The 18,580-nt window shown below is 38.0% G+C and carries 16 protein-coding genes; 1 reads left to right on the forward strand and 15 read right to left on the reverse strand.

The window, feature by feature from the left end:
- The first annotated feature begins 156 nt into the window (after nucleotides 1–156).
- Complete coding sequence (locus LEP1GSC049_RS220305; protein WP_016560421.1) at nucleotides 157–3,777, forward strand: vitamin B12-dependent ribonucleotide reductase; 3,621 nt, start codon at nucleotides 157–159, stop codon at nucleotides 3,775–3,777.
- A gap of 668 nt (nucleotides 3,778–4,445) precedes the next feature.
- Here the strand turns inward: LEP1GSC049_RS220305 and LEP1GSC049_RS220300 are convergent.
- From LEP1GSC049_RS220300 to LEP1GSC049_RS220230, 15 genes are all read right to left on the reverse strand, one after another.
- On the reverse strand, nucleotides 4,446–4,658 hold the full coding sequence (locus LEP1GSC049_RS220300) for a hypothetical protein (RefSeq protein WP_004752077.1): 213 nt from the start codon (nucleotides 4,656–4,658) through the stop codon (nucleotides 4,446–4,448).
- Between the two features lie 230 nt (nucleotides 4,659–4,888).
- Nucleotides 4,889–5,809, reverse strand: a complete 921-nt coding sequence (gene gspN / locus LEP1GSC049_RS220295) for a type II secretion system protein GspN (protein WP_004752648.1) — start codon at nucleotides 5,807–5,809, stop codon at nucleotides 4,889–4,891.
- A complete protein-coding gene (locus tag LEP1GSC049_RS220290; RefSeq protein ID WP_004752678.1) occupies nucleotides 5,806–6,333 on the reverse strand; it encodes a hypothetical protein in 528 nt (175 codons plus the stop codon). The genes gspN and LEP1GSC049_RS220290 overlap by 4 nt, the downstream gene beginning before the upstream one ends.
- A gap of 7 nt (nucleotides 6,334–6,340) precedes the next feature.
- Nucleotides 6,341–7,963, reverse strand: coding sequence for a cell division protein FtsA (locus LEP1GSC049_RS220285; protein WP_004751826.1), 1,623 nt, complete (start codon nucleotides 7,961–7,963; stop codon nucleotides 6,341–6,343).
- Nucleotides 7,964–7,968: 5 nt separating this feature from the next.
- Complete coding sequence (locus tag LEP1GSC049_RS220280) at nucleotides 7,969–9,345, reverse strand: type II secretion system minor pseudopilin (protein WP_004780453.1); 1,377 nt, start codon at nucleotides 9,343–9,345, stop codon at nucleotides 7,969–7,971.
- Nucleotides 9,308–9,901, reverse strand: coding sequence for a type II secretion system protein GspJ (locus LEP1GSC049_RS220275; RefSeq protein WP_338092194.1), 594 nt, complete (start codon nucleotides 9,899–9,901; stop codon nucleotides 9,308–9,310). The genes LEP1GSC049_RS220280 and LEP1GSC049_RS220275 overlap by 38 nt, the downstream gene beginning before the upstream one ends.
- 60 nt (nucleotides 9,902–9,961) lie before the next feature.
- Nucleotides 9,962–10,498, reverse strand: coding sequence for a type II secretion system protein (locus tag LEP1GSC049_RS220270; RefSeq protein WP_004751782.1), 537 nt, complete (start codon nucleotides 10,496–10,498; stop codon nucleotides 9,962–9,964).
- Nucleotides 10,473–11,042, reverse strand: coding sequence for a prepilin-type N-terminal cleavage/methylation domain-containing protein (locus LEP1GSC049_RS220265; protein ID WP_004752456.1), 570 nt, complete (start codon nucleotides 11,040–11,042; stop codon nucleotides 10,473–10,475). Before LEP1GSC049_RS220265 ends, LEP1GSC049_RS220270 begins: the two co-directional genes overlap by 26 nt.
- A 21-nt stretch (nucleotides 11,043–11,063) precedes the next feature.
- Entirely contained in the window at nucleotides 11,064–11,540 is a 477-nt protein-coding gene (gspG, locus tag LEP1GSC049_RS220260) for a type II secretion system major pseudopilin GspG (protein WP_004752106.1), read from the reverse strand.
- 21 nt (nucleotides 11,541–11,561) lie between these two features.
- The gene (locus tag LEP1GSC049_RS220255) at nucleotides 11,562–12,788 is read right to left on the reverse strand and encodes a type II secretion system F family protein (protein WP_004752518.1); all 1,227 of its coding nucleotides are present in this window, start codon (nucleotides 12,786–12,788) and stop codon (nucleotides 11,562–11,564) included.
- Nucleotides 12,789–12,793: 5 nt separating this feature from the next.
- Nucleotides 12,794–14,467: a type II secretion system ATPase GspE gene (gene gspE, locus LEP1GSC049_RS220250; protein ID WP_004758842.1), complete on the reverse strand. Its 1,674-nt coding sequence runs from the start codon at nucleotides 14,465–14,467 to the stop codon at nucleotides 12,794–12,796.
- Between the two features lie 3 nt (nucleotides 14,468–14,470).
- On the reverse strand, nucleotides 14,471–16,261 hold the full coding sequence (gspD, locus tag LEP1GSC049_RS220245; RefSeq protein ID WP_004751684.1) for a type II secretion system secretin GspD: 1,791 nt from the start codon (nucleotides 16,259–16,261) through the stop codon (nucleotides 14,471–14,473).
- 4 nt (nucleotides 16,262–16,265) lie between these two features.
- On the reverse strand, nucleotides 16,266–17,174 hold the full coding sequence (locus tag LEP1GSC049_RS220240; RefSeq protein WP_004769938.1) for a hypothetical protein: 909 nt from the start codon (nucleotides 17,172–17,174) through the stop codon (nucleotides 16,266–16,268).
- A gap of 52 nt (nucleotides 17,175–17,226) precedes the next feature.
- Complete coding sequence (locus tag LEP1GSC049_RS220235; RefSeq protein WP_016748769.1) at nucleotides 17,227–18,231, reverse strand: LysM peptidoglycan-binding domain-containing M23 family metallopeptidase; 1,005 nt, start codon at nucleotides 18,229–18,231, stop codon at nucleotides 17,227–17,229.
- On the reverse strand, nucleotides 18,206–18,580 hold the full coding sequence (locus LEP1GSC049_RS220230; protein WP_004758673.1) for a type II secretion system-associated lipoprotein: 375 nt from the start codon (nucleotides 18,578–18,580) through the stop codon (nucleotides 18,206–18,208). Before LEP1GSC049_RS220230 ends, LEP1GSC049_RS220235 begins: the two co-directional genes overlap by 26 nt.

Below are 18,580 nucleotides of genomic sequence, written 5' to 3' on the forward strand. Positions count from 1 at the left end.
TCAATTTGTCTCATTAGCATGTGTTTTTCTAGCTTTTTAAAGGAAAAATTTTAAATCGAGGAAGTGATTCAGTTCAAAAAACGCTTTGGGTCATTTTTCCTCTTCATTAGAGTGACATAATCCCTTCTAAGAGTGTTATGGAGTTAAAAAAAATTTATGAAGATGAATCGCCATTTTACGGTTCCTCAAAACGGTGGGTCGCCCACAATTCAATGGACAAAACGAAATTCCAAAATTACCAATCCAGACGGATCAAAAGTTTTTGAAGCAAACAATATCCTCGTTCCAGAAGATTGGTCTCAAGTTGCAGTCGATATTTTGGCACAAAAATATTTCCGGAGAAAAGGAGTCCCAAAATATCTCAAAAAAGTACAAGAGGATGGAATTCCGGAATGGCTACAAAAATCGATTCCTGATACCGAAAAATTAGAATCCCTAAAACCGGAAGATCGTTTCGGTGGAGAAACCAGTGCATTAGAAGTTTTTCATAGACTTGCAGGCTGTTGGACATATTGGGGGTACAAATACAAATACTTTTCCGACGAAGAAAGCGCCAAAATTTTCTATGATGAAATTGTATATATGCTCGCGACTCAAATGGCGGCTCCAAATTCTCCTCAATGGTTTAACACCGGTCTAAATTGGGCTTATGGAATTGATGGAAAATCTCAAGGTCATTATTACGTGGACCCTTCCACGGGTAAACTGATCAAGTCCACTTCTGCTTACGAACATCCTCAACCTCACGCTTGTTTTATTCAAAGTGTAGATGATGATCTAGTCAACGAAGGTGGAATCATGGACCTTTGGGTACGGGAAGCCCGTCTATTTAAATACGGCTCTGGTACTGGTACCAACTTCTCTAATTTAAGAGGAGAAAACGAACCTCTTTCGGGAGGAGGAAAAAGCTCTGGTCTCATGAGCTTTTTAAAAATTGGAGATAGAGCCGCAGGTGCAATCAAATCTGGTGGCACTACCCGTCGTGCAGCAAAGATGGTTTGCCTAGACGTAGATCACCCCGACATAGAAAATTTTATCGATTGGAAAGTAACGGAAGAGAAAAAAGTAGCCTCTCTTGTAACCGGTTCGATGTTAAATAACCGTCATCTCAATGCGATTATGTCAGCCTGTTACGAAATGGAAGGAGAAGATCGTTTTAATCCGAAAAAAAACTCCTCTCTGAAAAAAACCATTCAGGATGCAAAGAAAGTTCTCATTCCAGATAATTATATCAAACGTGTAATCGATCTTGCCAGACAAGGATATAAAGAAATTCTTTTTGAAGAATTGACCACAGACTGGCAGTCAGACGCCTACAACACGGTTTCCGGTCAGAACAGTAATAACTCAATCCGTCTTACAAACGAGTTTATGACTGCGGTAGAACAAGACCAACCTTGGAATCTTTATTTTAGAACCGAAAAGGAAAAGGCAAAAACGGAAGGACGTAAGGCGAAACCTTCTCAAACTCTTCGGGCTAGAGAACTTTGGGAAAAAATTTCCTACGCGGCTTGGGCGAGTGCAGATCCCGGAACTCAATATCATACTACGATCAACGAATGGCATACTTGTCCGGAAGACGGTCCGATCAATGCATCTAACCCCTGCTCCGAATATATGTTCTTAGATAATACTGCTTGCAACTTAGCGTCTGCAAATTTACAAAAATTTGTAAATTTAGAAACTCTAAACTTCGACGTGGAAGGTTTTCGTTATCTTTGTAAACTTTGGACGATCATCCTTGAAATTTCAGTGACCATGGCTCAATTCCCTTCTAAAGAAATTGCGGAACTTTCTTATAAATTCCGTACATTAGGTCTTGGTTATGCGAATTTAGGTTCCGTTCTTATGGTTCTTGGAATTCCTTACGATTCTCAAGAAGCGATGGCAATCACAGGCGCCATTTCTTCCATTATGCACATGACCGCCTATGCTACTTCTGCAGAGATGGCAAAAGAACAAGGCCCATTTGCAGGTTATGCTAAAAACCAAGAACATATGCTTCGTGTTATTCGAAACCATAGAAGAGCTGCTTATAACGCTCCTTCTAGCGATTATGAAGGTTTGACCATTACTCCTATAGGAATCAATCCAGCCTTCTGCCCTTCTTATATGCTCAAAGCGGCACAAGAAGACGCAGATCTAGCTCTTTCTCTCGGTGAAAAATACGGATTTAGAAACGCACAAGTCACTGTAATTGCACCTACCGGAACCATTGGTCTTGTGATGGACTGCGATACCACTGGAATAGAACCGGACTTTGCTCTTGTGAAGTTTAAGAAACTTGCGGGTGGTGGTTATTTTAAAATTATTAACCAATCCGTTCCCTATGGTTTAAAGAAGTTAGGTTATTCACCTTCCGAAATAGAAGCGATCGTAAATTATTGTAAAGGACACGCCACCTTAAACGGTGCACCCGTGATCAATACACAAACTCTGAAAGAAAAAGGTTTCACAAACGAAATTTTAGAAAAAGTAGAAACGTCTCTTCCTCTTGCATTTGACATCAATTTTGCATTCAATAAGTTTAACTTAGGGGAAAACTTTTTAACTAAAAACTTAGGAATCTCAAAAGAAGTTTTTGACTCTCCCGGCTTTTCTCTTTTAGAACATCTTGGTTTTACCAAAGAAGACATCAACAAAGCAAACGATTACGTCTGTGGAACGATGACAATCGAAAACGCTCCCTTTTTAAAGGAAAAAGATTATCCTGTATTTGATTGTGCCAATAAATGTGGAAAGTATGGAAAGAGATTTCTTTCTTACGAGTCTCATATTCGAATTATGGCCGCAGCTCAGCCCTTTATCAGCGGAGCAATCTCTAAAACGATCAATCTACCGGAAGAAGCCGTAATCGAAGATATTAAAAACGCTTATTTTCTTTCTTGGAAGATGATGATCAAAGCGAATGCACTTTACAGAGACGGTTCTAAACTTTCTCAACCCCTGAATTCTGTATTAGAACTTTTGAATGGAATTGAAATAGACGATCAAGAAGAAATCAGAGAAGCTACAATCTCTAAAGACCCGGTTCAAATCGCGGAAAAAATAGTTACGAAATATATTTCTCACCGCAGAAAACTTCCGAGCAGAAGAGCCGGTTATACCCAGAAGGCAATCGTAGGCGGTCATAAGGTTTATTTAAGAACCGGAGAATATGAAGACGGCCAAATCGGAGAAATTTTCATCGATATGCACAAAGAAGGAGCCGCGTTTAGAAGTTTGATGAACGCGTTTGCAATCTCAGTTTCACTTGGATTACAACACGGAGTTCCTTTAGAAGAATACGTGGATGCATTCACTTTCTTTAAGTTTGAACCAAACGGCATCGTCTCCGGCAACAAACACATCAAGATGAGCACCTCCGTAATCGACTATATCTTTCGAGAATTAGCAATTACTTATCTAGGAAGATACGATCTAGGAAGATACGATCTAGGACAAGTAGCTCCGGAAGATTTGAGAGGAGACGAAATCGGCTCTAAACGCGCCACTGCTGAGTCAAACGGTCAGGAAAAAGAAACGTTCGGCTCAACAGCAACAGTTGTAGAACCCACTCCTAAGAAAGAAGTAGAAACCATTTCTTATTCTCAAATGATTTCCAAAGAAAAACCATCTTTGTCTCCTTCTGGAATTTCTCTTTTAGAAGAAGTCAAGCTCGCAAAAATCAAAGGTTATACTGGAGATTCTTGTTCCGAGTGTGGTTCTTTTGAAATGGTACGTAATGGTTCTTGTTTGAAATGTATGTCCTGCGGTGCAACCACCGGATGTTCTTGATCAGGAAAGTTTACTCAATTGTAGTTTTTATGTTATGAATTGATTATATATAGATCTTATATCGATAACCAATCATTTATATAAAACGAGTCTAAAGGCCCGGGTAATTTAAACTCGGGCTTTTTTTATTATTGAGAATTACATAAAATTAGTTTTTTATTATATTTCACCATTTTCTTTTTCATAACGAATCAAAGCACGATGCAATTTCGTTTAAATACAAAAAGTAAATTCCTATGATAAGAGGTAGAATCTTTTTCCAATCAGTGAAAATATGATTTGAATACCCTTTTCAGAAAATTTTATTTTTTCGAAAACCGTTCGTCTCGATATGAAACTTTGTTCCGGGATATAGATTCACTTTTATATGCAAGTTTTCTATAATTTTCGCGCACTCAATTCGAACAGAACCAAAATTCAAATGTAACCGTAAACAATCAACTCCAGTTGTCTTCATTTTTAGCAAGCTGACTGTACTCAAATAGGGTTTCAATAGAATTGTTGAAAAATTAATTCTTTATTGATTTCTATTTCATGGGAACCGTCGATTGAAAAAGTTTTGTTAATCTGAACTATGGAATTTTTCAACAACCCTAATTTTAAAAACGTTTTGCTTCAACTTTTGAGGCTCTAAAATTTTCGTCCTCATTTCCCATTCAGCTGGAAATTCAATCCAATGAATTTTCTTTAAATGCCAACGGGCCACCGGTTAAAACGTCTCGAATCCATTTATCGTAAAAGCTGTGAGAAAATTCTTGAATTAGAAGAATATTAATTTTATAGAATCTACCGCCGTAAACGTCTTTGATGAGACAATTTTTTAAGATGTCTCTATTAATAAATAATATTCGAAAAAATTTCATCCATTTAGAATCACTCATCAATTTAGAAGAAAATTTGTTGATTCGATTCTTCAGTCATATTTAGTATTTATCAACTTCGGGATTCATAAAAATTCTTATAAAAATCTGTCCCAAAACTGAAACAGATTCTTGCAGCTTAACCTTTTTGATAAAACAAAATGAAACTCTAAAGTGCCTTCTCTCACTAAGATATCGCTCGGTAAGTTTTAGGGCGCGCTGTAAACAAAAATCTACTACAACTTCGAATATTAAAGACTTCCAGAAATTGGCGGTGGCCCAGTCAGTCCTGGAATCTTTACATCCGGTTTGTTAATAGTCCCCATCACAGGAATACATTTACTTCCGCTCTGTTTTTCTAAAAGAGTCAATATATCTGCTATATCTTGTCTTTCCAAAGCAAAGTTGCGATCGAGTTCTAGACAAATTCTAAGATTTAGTTGAGAAAAGGACATATTTTCCGATAATCGAATATTTCCAGTAATATCAAAACGTGCAATCGATGTGTCTAACGTAAAATCGTTGAAAATTAAATTTCCACCTTGAAGATTCACTTTAGTAAGAAATTTTTTAACCGTTATATTTTTCAATTCACCTAAAAGCGGAATTTCCGGAAGTTCCTGAATCATTCCTGAAGACTGTCCTGCAGGTATTTCCAAATCTAAAGTTCCGTTTATTCTGGAAATACCTTGGTCTAAATTATCAAATTTTCCTTTACCTTCAAAATTACGTATTTTTGCCAAAGGTCCGTTTTCGGTATCAATTTTTAAGGAAACCAATTTAAACTTACCATCGAATTTTTTCTTAATCAAACCCAACAAAGAAGTTTTTAGAACCGCCTCTTCCGCTTTGATTTTAAGATTGGAAGAAGTTGTGACTTCGAGAGAATCCAAAGTTACATTTCCTAAAACGGAAATACTCAAATCTCTAAAATTAATAATCGTTCCGGTTTTTGCGGATGAAGAATACAAAGAACTACGTACAATTTCATCCAAAGGAAAAAGCCAAACCGTAAAAATGAGAAATGAAAAAATCCCAGTTCCGATCAGTATTAATTTTTGTTTAAACGTAAAACGAGAGACAACTTCTTCCTCCTGGAGTTCGAGAGTCAAAAACTCCTCTTCTTCGGGAGTCAGAGCGATTTCTTCCGGAAACTCTTTTTCTTTTTTCATCGTTTTGCGCCCGCCACTCGACTGTAGGTAGAAAGTTTTAGATTTACATCATATACTTCTTTACCTTGAAACGGTTTTTTAAAATTTAAATATTCCACTCTGGCGTTAATCATCTTATTTTTTTCTATATCGTAGATCAGCCGAAAAATATTATCCAAGGTTACAGATCGAAAATTAATATCAATCGTGATCCGATTGTATTTCTTATCTTCGATCGAGTTGAAGTCCTTCATTGTGGAAATTTTTTCTTTTAGACTGTATCTTATAAAAATTTCGTCTAACTTCGCGTAAACGGCACTTACGTCAGTTTCCCCGCCAGAAGAATCTAAAGATCTGAATTCATTGAACTCTTGGATAATTTTGTCGAGTTTTACGGGTGCGGTTCTGGAATCCTGTACTTTTTCCGTCAGTCCTTGACGAAGGGTCACCACCTTCCTGATCGCCAAAAACACAATCAGTAAAAGAATCAATCCGATTCCTCCCAATACGATCAGCCTTTCTCTTGGTTCTAATTTATCAAACATGGCGATCTTAAAAAGACTCCTCAGCGGTTGACTTATTGGTGACTTTCATCTTAATAATAAAAGAGACTTTATAATTTTTGACACCCTGCATCAATTTTTTATCCACAATCTCTATGTCTTTGAACATAGTAGATTTTTCCAAAGATCTTTGTACTACACCGATCTCACTGAATTCGTTCACTCTTCCTCCGATCTTGACCAAGTCCTGATCATAATCAAACTGATCCAGTTGAAACGGCTGCATGTCCGCAGAGGGAAAATTCATAGAAAGTTCAAATAAAATATCTAAAATGCTAGGTTTACTTAAGTAAAGTCTGTAGATCTCCGTTTTTTTCTTCTCTTCGTTTTTAAGTTTAGCAGCATATTCTAATATATCCTCGTCTTCGGGAGCAGGTCTACCAAAACCTTTTTGAAATTTTTCCGCGAGCATTTTATCACTCGCACTGAGTTTACGTTTATCTACTACGATTCCTACAAAAAAAACGGTAATTAAAATGAATAAAGAAATTCCGGAGAAAATCAAATGATGTCTGAACTGATCTAAGTTTAGAATATTCTTATTAATTCTCTTTACGTGAGGTGTATCGATAAAATCTACTTTATCTTTTTTAGAAAAACCAAAATGATACCCCATTCCTAAACAAGTGGCAAAGGAATCTCCGTTCAAAGGAAGAAAATCATATCTATGAGCAATCAAACCAATGGAATCGGTAAAAAAAGATTCAATTCCGCGGATTTTGCTCCCACCGCCCGAAAGATATAAAACTTCTGGTCTTTCGGTTTCATTCATAGATACAATACTTCTTTGAATTTCGGAAGAAAGTTTTTCTAAAAATTTTTCTGTACTTTGAAATGCCTTTTTAATATCCGCCTCTTTGAGTTTGAATTCTTTCGCGAATAAATTGAGATCGTCGTCTTCTTCCGAAAAAGGTTCGAATTGAAGTGAAAGTTTAATCGCTTCCGCTTTTTCAAAAGGGATTTTGAGATCGGAAGAAATCTGATCCGTCAGAGTGTCCCCTCCCATTGAAATGTATCTTGTATGTGCAACTTTTCCATCGCTCAAAATATTCAAGATAGTAACTCTTCCGCCTATATCTACTTGAGTGCAGTTCTTACTTTGAATTTCTTTATTAGAATGTTGTGTAATAACGGAAGAAAGACTAACTGAATCTACAAACAAACCTCGAAATACGATGTTACTATCTAAAAACGGTGCGGTAATAAAATCCAATTCGCTATGATGCGCAGAATACGCGATCACGTCCGATTTTTCCTGATCGATTCTCCAGATATTTCCAGTTACTTCCACTGTTTCCATGGGAAATGGAATTCTACTTTCTACTTCAAATGGAATTACTTCTCGAATTGCTTTTACAGTCGTTAGAGGAATATGAAGTTCCCTCACAAAAAGACGGTCCAAAGGAAGATTTAAAAGAATACTGGTCTCACCTGGAAAATAGGAATTGATAAAACGAAGAACATTATGCCTATACTCTTCTTCTTCTCCATGAGAAATACTCATGATTTCAGAACGAAGAATGGTCAACTTTCCTAGAACTTTTTGAAAGAGAACACCTTTGATTGTATTCGTTCCATAATCGACTGCGAGAAATTGATCATAAATAAACATCTGATTTAGTCTTCCATGTAATAGAGCATTTGATTGTTAGTAAGATCAAAAATCCCAGTAATTCTTCGAATCGTTTTCCCTACTTGACCAACTGCTACGATTCTAAAAATTTCCCCTTTGGTCTTGACTCTTCCTCCGGAAACTTCGGTTCCTTCTCCGGCAAGTTCTTTATAAAGAGTCAATCCACCTGACGTAGGAATTTGAAATTCCTGAAATTTTTCCAGATCCTTTAGTTCTTTGATAAAACCACCCTGCTCCAATTTGAATTTTAGAATTCTCATGGCGGCTTGTTTGGTCATAAAATCGGATAAAGACATCAAAACAAAATATGGTGCACCGTTCAAGTTGATTCTATCATCCGAGTTTTGTCCCGAAGGAATGTATGCGGTTACGTTATTTGCCAATACAAAATCACTGTCTCCGATCAATGCCCTTTCTTCTTCCGATTGAAACGCTTTGGAATATTTTTGATCAAAATCCGCTGGTTTTAAAGAACCGTAAACTGTAGCTCTGTCAAAACCCTTTACGGAAACCAATTCCGAAATAGAATACATAAAAGAATTCTTATTTTTCCTAGGAGGCTTTAAAGAAGAATAATATCCGTCCTCCGCTCCTCCTCCTGTTTCCTGAAGGTCCGTATCCATCCAATCAAAAATTGGAAAAATCTTTTCCCGTTTGATACCAAAGTGATCAAAAAGTCTGGAAAGCATTTCGACGGAGCGAAGATTTTGCTGATTATCATCTTGATTCAAAAGAGAATTCAAATTGATCTTTCCGTCTTCTGAACTGATCTTATAATAAATCGTTCCACCTCCCAAGGGTAGAGGTGGAGGATTGAGTGCAATTCCACTTTTGTAAAGGTATTCTTCTGGTATCTTTTTAAGCGCACCCAAAGCACCTTGAAAACCAGCCTTGGCCAGTAAGAGCGCCCTAAATCCATCTGCGTCCGCTTGTGCAATTCTTCTTTCACCTAAGGAACGTTCTCCGAATTCAGTAGCGGTATAAAACGAAGCGGTTCCGATCGCCATTACTAAAATTACGACCATAAAACCTTCTCTGGATTTTCTAAACTGATAAGAATATAGAATTCGCCAAGAGTTCTCTTTTGTTTTGAAAGTGAAATTCTTTTGGACCCAATTGAGAATTCGTTCTAAAAATTGAAACTGTGGGAACTCACACAGCCAGTTATAAAAACGAAAAATCTGTAAACGAACAAAGTGATGGAAACCAATTAAAAAACGGGAAACTACCTCAAATTTGTGGGAACTCTTACACTTTGTTAAAAATTTACCAGTTATAATTTCTTTTGAGATTTTGGGTTTTGTTTTTAATAAAATTTGAATATTACTTAAAAAGAATTCCAGGAAACGCAAGAGTTTCATAGCGGACCTCCTTTTTCCCTGAATTTACGATCAACTCGATTCGAATCAGCCTAGGAATTGCTTTAGTAAGTTTAGAATCCCACTCGTCTTCCCATTTCGTTCCGGTTCTAGAATACTTAAGTTGAAAACTTTTTACGTGAGTCAATAAAGTGTACTCCGTTCCTCCCGATTTAGGATAACGATCCACCATCTCGTCCTCTCTGCGTATTAAAAGATTATAATTAGAATCGTCCGGCATAGGTTTTAAGTAAAAAGAAACTTCACGCACCTCCGGTAAGGAAACTTCCTCGGAATTAGGATGAGTAGCCGCAAAATCCAATCGATCCTTACGGACCACACCTCTGCCTTCATTTTTACCGATAAAAATCAATCTTCTTTGATTTTGATGAAAATACGTCATGGAAATCGTACTTCGTACATTTTCCATTGCGAGTAAAATATCCCTTTTAGCTGCACCTCCGGGAGAAGAAGATTCTCTGGAAATTCTAAGAGCGGTATAATAGGTGGAAAAAATTCCAGTGAAGATCACGCCTAAAATCATTACTACAATCGAGATTTCGATCAAAGTAAAACCGTTTCGTTTGGATTTGGCGTTTTTTAAGTGCATTCAAAACTCTTAATATTGTGCAGACTTAAACGTCTCCGCTGTGTAAGATTCGGTTCCACTGCCAGTGGGATATTTGATCGTAACTTTGATTCTAAAAACCCGGATAATCCCCGCAGTAGCTGCTCCTTGACTAGCTTGACCAGACCTTCTCATGATCAATTTATTCATCTCCGAATCTCTACCTCCAAGTAAATCTTCCGGCTTTTGACTGTCCTTTCCAGAAAGTTTCAAAAGGTCCATGTCTTCCTCATTGATCGAGGTTTCAAAACCGTAACCCGGATAACCAGGAATATCCCCCGAGGTTTTATCGGACTGAAGTACAGATACAGAATCAATCTGAGCCATTTTAATTTTAGCTAAATGAACCGCGTTTGAGATCACCGTAGCCATTCTTTGCTGTTTGATCCCGTTTGAAATCACCATGTAAGTGTATGTCATTGCAATTCCGGCTAATGCAAGTGCGATAGAAACCTCGATTAAATTAAAACCTCTTCGAATCGAAAGTCTAGAAACAAAAATTTTAAGGCTGCTGTTGTTCGTTATCATCTTGTTCTTTCCAATTCTTATCGGTTGCCAAATTTGAAGAAGTATGAAACTGTTCGCCTTCCACAACGGAAACCTTTCCACCGTATCTATAAAGAATCAAGGTTCTATAAATGGAAGGATCACTTCCTAAATGTACGCTGTAATCCGCCGAGATCCCGAGATAGGTATATGGAACTTTAATAATTCCTTTCGTATATCTAAAACCTCTAATATCGGTTATATCTATAATTTCGGAAGTATAAGGAAGTTTCTGAGGTTTAAAAACCAAAACCTCTTTAATTCCGCTTTCGTCTCGAACCAACTTTTTGATGGAATAAGTATCATTGTCTATATCCAATTCTAAAACCATCGTGGTGTTCGTAAGAATGGATTTTCGATAGCAGAACTCGGCGGCTTGTTTTAAGGTTTGCGCCGCGTCATTTCCCGAAGGGATAATAAAATTTGCAGCGGTACTTGCAAGAATACTAATTAACCCCGCGAGGATCGCGATAACCACGATCAACTCGATCAGAGTAAATCCTTTCCGGATATTTCTAACTTTCATAACCGGAAAGGAGAGAAAAAGTTATTTTCTACGGAAATCGGAAGGATATTCGTCTTCGTTGAGGATGTTAAAATCGGCATTCTTACCCTCTCCGCCTTCTTTTTTGTCCTTACCCATGGTTACGATTTGAATTTCTCCGTTTACGTCTCTCTTAAGCTTATAGGTAGTTCCCCAAGGATCGTTGATTGCGGCTTTTTTAGTCAAGATAGGTTTCCAATCTTCAGGAACGTCTCCCGTAGTAGGCTTTTCCACCAAGGCTTCAAGTCCCTGTTCATCGGAAGGATAAGTTCCATAACGTTGTGCGTATCTTTCTAAATGTGACTGAAGTTCATAGGCGTCTTTTTTTAGTTTGAGAGCGGCGGTATCGTCGCTGATTTCACCCGGACGAAAATTGGAATAAACAAGAGCGATCAAAGCGCCTAAGATGATCACCACAACTGCGAGTTCGATCAGCGTTAGACCTTTTCTGTATTTTCTTTTTAATTTGGACAGATTCAATTGAATTCTCCTTAATCTTAACTATATATTTTGAAGTTGTTGCGTCAAGTTGTACATTGGGACCATGATCGAAGCCATAATCGTTCCAATCAAAAGACCCATAACCACAATCATTAGAGGTTCCATCGATTGGGTCATCGTTTTAATTGCGGTATCCACTTCCGAATCGTAAATATCCGCGAGTTTGTTCATCATCTCCGGAACCCGATCCGAAACCTCTCCGGCGGCGATCATACCTAAAACCATCTGAGGTAGAATCACGGACCCACTAAAAGAAGAGGAAAGTTTTTCCCCTTCTTTGATTTTTTCCACTGCGTTTTTGATTTCTTCACCAAAGATAGAATGATCTACTATCTTTTCTACGATGACAAGAGTAGTGATCAGAGGAACCCGGTTGCTTAAAAGAATTCCTATGTTTCTCGCAAAACTACTTACAAGAACCTTACGCGCAAGAGATCCTAATATTGGAATTTTCAAAACGAACTCGTCCCAGTTTCGTTTTCCCTTGGAAGTGTTTTTATAATAGATAAAACCTACAATTCCTCCAAAACCCAAAGCAAGAATTAACCACCAAAACCCAATGAGAAAGTCAGAAACTCCGATCACAATTCTGGTTATCAGAGGAAGTTTTGCGTCGAATTGTAAAAACAATTCCTGAATCTGAGGAATGACTACAGTTAATAAAAAAATCGTCACAAAAATAGATAAGGAACCCATAATAAACGGATATACCATTGCCACCTGAACTTTCGCTTTCAGTTCGCTGGATTTCTCTTCTAGCTCCGCAAGTCGAGTGAGGGTAGCTTCATAATCTCCCGTTTTTTCACCAACTGCAACGAGCGACGGAAACTGACTCGGAAATACATCTGGATGTTTTTTCATCGCTTCGGATAAGGAAGAACCTTCCGTAATGTTTGCTTGCATTCCGGTAATTACTTTTCTGAAATTCTGATTTTCAGTCTGTTCCACGATACTCGACAAAGATTTATCGAGTGGAATTCCCGCACCAAGTAATGTGGCAAGTTGTCTTGAAAAAAGACCTACTTCTTTACGCGGAATTCTATAAAGATACTTTGCTAAAAACGGAAATAATTCCCGGTCCTTTCTTTCAGAATCTTCGGAAATACTACGTACATAAAGGCCTTTGTTTTTTAGTTTAGATCTTGCAGCTTGAAGAGAAGCGGCGTCTATAATTCCTTTTTCTTCTTTACCCTTTTTATTGAAAGCAACGTAAGAATAAATCGCCATAACGCTTAAGTTACCCTGAGAACTTCATCGATTGTAGTTACACCATCAACTACCTTTCTAATTCCGTAATCTTTAAGAGTTCGAAACCCATGCTCGAGAGCGATTTCGTTTAACTGTCCGGCGTCTTTACCATGAAGAATCGCTTGTTTGAGAGGAGAATTGACAAGTAAAAGTTCATAAATTCCGATTCTACCTTTAAAACCGGTTCCCATACAATGAGAACAACCCTTACCCCGATGTAAGTTACCGTTCTTTAAAGATTTCTTAGAGATGCCAATGGACTCCAGTTCCGAAGCGGTAGGTTTATATGTTTCTTTACATTGAGTACAGATAACTCTCACAAGTCGTTGAGCCATGAATCCCAACACTGTGGAAGTAATCAGATAAGGTTCGATTCCCATATCGACTAAACGAGTCGCGGCACTTGCCGCGTCATTTGTATGAAGTGTAGAAAAAACAAGGTGACCGGTCAAAGAAGCTTGGATCGCAATTCTTGCGGTTTCTTCGTCTCGAATTTCACCTACCATGATAACGTCCGGGTCTTGTCGAAGAATGGCTCGAAGCCCGGTCGCAAACGTAAGACCGATTTTTTCCTGCATTTGCATCTGAGAAATTCCTTCGATCTGATATTCCACAGGATCTTCACAGGTAATGATGTTTCTTTCTTCTGTGTTGAGTTCGCTTAACGCGGAATAAAGGGTGGTAGATTTACCCGATCCGGTCGGCCCCGTTACTAAAATGATTCCATGAGGTTCGTAAATTAATGAACGTAAAGACTGTATAAGTTCGGGATAAAAACCCATCGTATCCAAAGAATATTTTTGATCCGTCTTATTCAAAAGCCTCATTACGATCCGTTCGCCAAACTGACAAGGAATGGTAGAAACCCGAATGTCTATGTCTTTACCAGCAAGTCTAAGTTTGATCCTACCATCCTGAGGAAGTCTATTTTCGGCAATGTTCAAATTAGACATGATTTTGATTCTGGAGGAAATCCCCGCGTGATAAGACTTAGGAGGACTAAGCACGTTATGCAAAATACCATCCACACGATAACGAACCACTAAAGACTTTTCGTAAGGCTCAATGTGAATATCCGAAGCCCTTTCGTTGACCGCTTGGGACAGAATCACGTTGACCATCTTGATGATTGGAGCGTCATCGCTTAGATCTAGAGTTTCATTTTCAAAGGCTTCAGCAAGTTCAGAAAAACTTCCCTCCATCTCATTTAACATCTCTTTGGCGGTAGAAGACGTATTATCAAAATGAGAATGAATGATTTTCATGATCTCCGGTTCCGGAGCGAGAATAAATTCTACGTTGTAACCTTTTAAAAAATTACGAGCGTCGTCCATCGGATGCAGATCGGAAGGATCGGACACTGCAATTCGAATCGTTTTTTTAGAAAGGGAAAACGGAACGATTCTACTTTTCTGAATGAGTTTCAAAGGAACTTGTAAAAATATATCTTCCATACCCGTAAACTCTAGTTTTTCTCGGAACTCGAGCTGATAGAGTTTGGATAGGGCGCGGAGAATATCTGCTTCTCCGGCAATTCCTTTTTTCTGAATGATATGACTCAGAGAAAGGTTATTTTTTTTCTGAACCTTAAGGGAATCTTCCAGATCTTTTTCGGATATGATCCCCTCTTCGATTAGGATATCTCCGAGAGTTTTCAAATTTTAATCCCCTCTTTCTCTGATTTCTCTTTCTTTGTTGAGGATTCTTTCTCTTTCGAGTTCGTAACGTTCCTGTTGCATTTTTTTCTTCACGGTCATCTTATCCGCAGTTTCTCTGCTATCGAGTATATGCGGAGTAATAAAAACCATCAAGTTGGTCTTTTTAATTTTTTCAGTGGTTCTTTTAAAAAGATGACCTAAATACGGAATGTCCCCTAAAAAAGGAATTTTAATGATTCTTTTTTGTTTATCATTCGAGATCAATCCACCGATCACGATAGACTGAGTGTTTTCAATTGAAATAGAAGTTTTAATTTCTCTTCGATTGAAAGTAGGATTTCCTCCGGAAAGTGCAATCTCTGCGATATTTTTAATCTCCTGAAAGAGTTCCAGAGTGATCTTATTATTTTTATTCACGTGAGGAGTGAACTTAAGTTTAATCCCCGTAGGACGATATTCGTAATTGTCTACGGTCACAGCGTTCGTTCCACCAGTACCTGCGTTTCTACTCTGAGTTCGAACAGGCACGTCTTGGCCCACACTGATTTCTGCTTCTTGGTTATCTACCGTAAGCACTTGAGGAGCGGATAACACGTTGAAGTTTTCATTTCCTTGATTGGCGCTTAAAATTCCTATGATTTGTTCCGAACCAGCTTTTAAAAATCCTAAAGAGAAACCGCTCAAAGTGTTTATGTTCGGATTGACCTGACCGTTCGAATTGATGATATTTGCTTCTTTAGAAAGACCGGAATTAAACTGACCGAAAGCTTCTCCCTTATATCTCCAATCGATCCCGAAATCGTTTAAATCACTGGAAGTAAGTTCCACGATCAAAACTTCTAATAAAACCTGTTTTCTAGACGAGTCTAAAACCTTAATGATTTTACGAATTTCGGCCCATTCCGCATTCGTGGCCGTAACAATCACAGAATTGGATTCTTTATGACCGACCGCCTTGATCTTATCTACCTTAGGCATCGGCTGACCCGGTGGTGGAGGTTTTCTTTCGGAACTCAGATCTTCAGACTGAATCACAGGATTGTCTAACTTTACTAAAGTCGCCGCGATCTTTTCAGCCTCACTATATTCTAAAGTATAAATATGAATATCACCCGCCGATGAAATCGCCCCCGGAGTCGCCTCTTCGACTTTAACGTCAAATTCGCTTACAAGTACTAACAATTTATTGATGTCTGCAGCGGAACCTGAAAGTACAATCGTATTTGTATTTCTATAAACGATCACATCCGTATTGGGAGAAGTAAGACGTTTTAAAATAGGTTCTAATTCTTCCGGTTTTACATTTTCAATAGGAATGACCTGAGTGATCGTTCTATAATCCCCAACCTCCTCTTCGGGAATCAATTCCTTACCGACTCGTACGATAGGAGATCTGGCAAGTGCATCTTTAATTTTAACAATCGAAATCAGATCCGGTTCTTCTACTACGCCAAAACCGAGAGACTCTAAAACAGATTTCATAAAAATGAATCCATTTTTGATCGGAATTTCTTTTTGAGAAATGATCGTAATTTTTTTACCTTTTAAACTTTCATCTAAAAGAATATTTTTCTTTAAAATGGCGCTCATTCCTTTGAGAAAGTCGTTTAGTTCTGTATCTCTCCAATTTGCATAAAAAGTTTTTTCCGAAGGTTCTTCTTGAGTAACCGATTTTGTCTTTGCGGAAATTTTTTTCTTACTTTGAGGAAAGATTGGTTTATCCCATACTAAAAACAAAAGTATGAGAAAGGAGAATATTCTAAAGATTGAAAGTTGACTGATTGTTCCGAACATCTTTTTAGTTTCTGATAATAAATTCGTAGGTGAGAATCTGGCTACCTCTTTCCACATCTACTGTAATCTTATCGGCAGTTTTTACGGCTCCCCAGATTTCTAACATTTTTTCGGTTTCGGTCAACGGCATTCCATTCACTCGTTTGATAATATCTCCATTTCTAGCTCCTAAGGAATAAAAGATATGTTCCGGAGTAACACTGTAGATTTTATAACCGGAAATTTTACCGTTGATCAATGCAGGACCAAATCTAGCGTTTTTAAAGATCGCCGCTTGGTCTTTCAATTTACGATTTACATCTTGTCTAGAAAGAACTTTACGAACCGTATCACCCGCCGGAGGCCCACCTTCCGCTTTTGGACCCGCGTCTAAATTCAACTTGGCCCTTGCTTCCCCCGGAGTCTGACCGATTTCTACTTTGAGGGAAATTCCACCTTTTTCCAAAACTACATAGTTGAGAGAAATAGAACGAATTTTATATCCACCTACCGTTTCTCCGATCGCAAATTCCTGAGCTTCTGCTTTTCCTTTTTCTATAATCGTGGCACGAGCAAAGGACCAATGACCGCTTAAGGTTCCAGTAATTTTCATTTCTTCTCCTTCTCCCGTATCCGGAGGAGCAGAAGCTGCAGAAATTTCTCCTTCTGTAGAAATTTCTCCTTCTTTAGGAATCACTCCGCGAATTAAATTCCCTTGAACCATTTCCTCATAAGAAGAAAGAGATCGATTTGAAGTTTCTAGTCCCACTTTGCGAATCGGATTTGTTCCGGAACTAGCGGCCTGAACACTCGGATTTAAAAAGGCAAGAATCACCGCTCTTAAAAGATAAGAAAGTGAATAAGAAAAAAATAAAATAACCGGAATGAGAGTATAAAATGTATTTTTCCTGAGTTCTAAAAAAATCGCGTTCATAGGAGTCCGATCAGAAAATTTCTTTCTAAGAAGTCAGAAAATCTCCGACTACTCACAATCTGGCAAATTTACCAGGGTCTAAAGGAGTCACAATCTTTAACGCTTTTTTCAAAGCGGCGTCTGGATTTACCCTATTTCCGTTTAAAAAGACTTCAAAATGAAGATGAGGTCCCGTAGCCGACCCGGTTCTACCAATTGCACCTATGACCGTTCCAGTGCTCACTCTAGTTCCCTGTTCAATTGTAATTTTAGAACAGTGGGCGTACATTGTTTTATAGCCGTTGTCATGATCTATGACTACAGTATTTCCGTATCCTCCGTTTACTCCGGCAAAGGATACGATTCCATCCGCAGATGCAAGGATCGGAGCACCTTGAGCCCCCGCAAAATCCAAACCGGTATGAAAACCACCCGAACCAGTATGAAACGGATCTTTTCTTCTTCCATAACGGGAAGTGATTCTTGCATTTAAAACAGGATGTACAAACAATTTATGAAATTCTACTTTCTCCCGGCTCGCGTTACGAACCTGCACCGGAATGGAAAGATTCTGACCCACTTGAAGAGTAGAATTCTTTTTCAAGCCGTTGGCAGAAATAATTTTTTGAATCGAAGTTTTCATTTCTCTTGCGATTTTAGAAAGAGAATCTTTGGATTTGACTACGTAATTTTTGTAGATAGTTCCGCTGTGATTAACGATCTTAGAAGAAATAATCCTATTGACGTTGATAAAGCTAGGAAGTTCTAAGTTAGATTTGTCTTTGTGATAATTGAGAGAATATTTTTCTTCCTGCCAATTTTCAGGAGACTGAGAGAATAGTTGTTTAATTTTACGTTCTTCTTTATCCGAAAAAAAGGAAGAATCCTTGTTGGTATATTCTGAGATCTCCGCGTCGTAATTTTTCAGAGGATCTGCAAAAATAGAACCAAACACCAAGTAGGAAATCAAAAAAATAAAAAAAAGTTTCCCATTCACTTTTTTAGTATCGGACTTAGATATGTCCGATCTTGATCCTCCATTTCCCGAGGATTCATTTTTTCTTTTTGTATTCCACAAGTTCATTGGCTATAAGTTTATCCAAATCTTCTACAGTAATTTTTTTACCGCCGTATTCGTCGTTCAGTTGATAAAGTATCATTCTTCCGATGGCGTATTCTCTTTTATGATCCGCAGGGTAACATTTGATTTTCACCATCGAAGGAGTGGATTCTATATAAATCCGAACAAGCATTCCTTTCTTAAAGGTTTCTGTATTGGAAACTTTTTTATCTTTCGTTAGGTAATAAATTTTTTCCGAATAATGCTCGTTAATCTGAGCCACCGCGTCTTTACGAATCAATCTGTTACCGCAACCTGCCAGAAAAATAAAAATTGAGGGAAGCAGGAAAACGGCGATACGAAACAT

It is taken from the genome of Leptospira kirschneri serovar Cynopteri str. 3522 CT (assembly GCF_000243695.2).
In the GTDB taxonomy this organism is placed as follows: Bacteria; Spirochaetota; Leptospiria; order Leptospirales; family Leptospiraceae; genus Leptospira; species Leptospira kirschneri.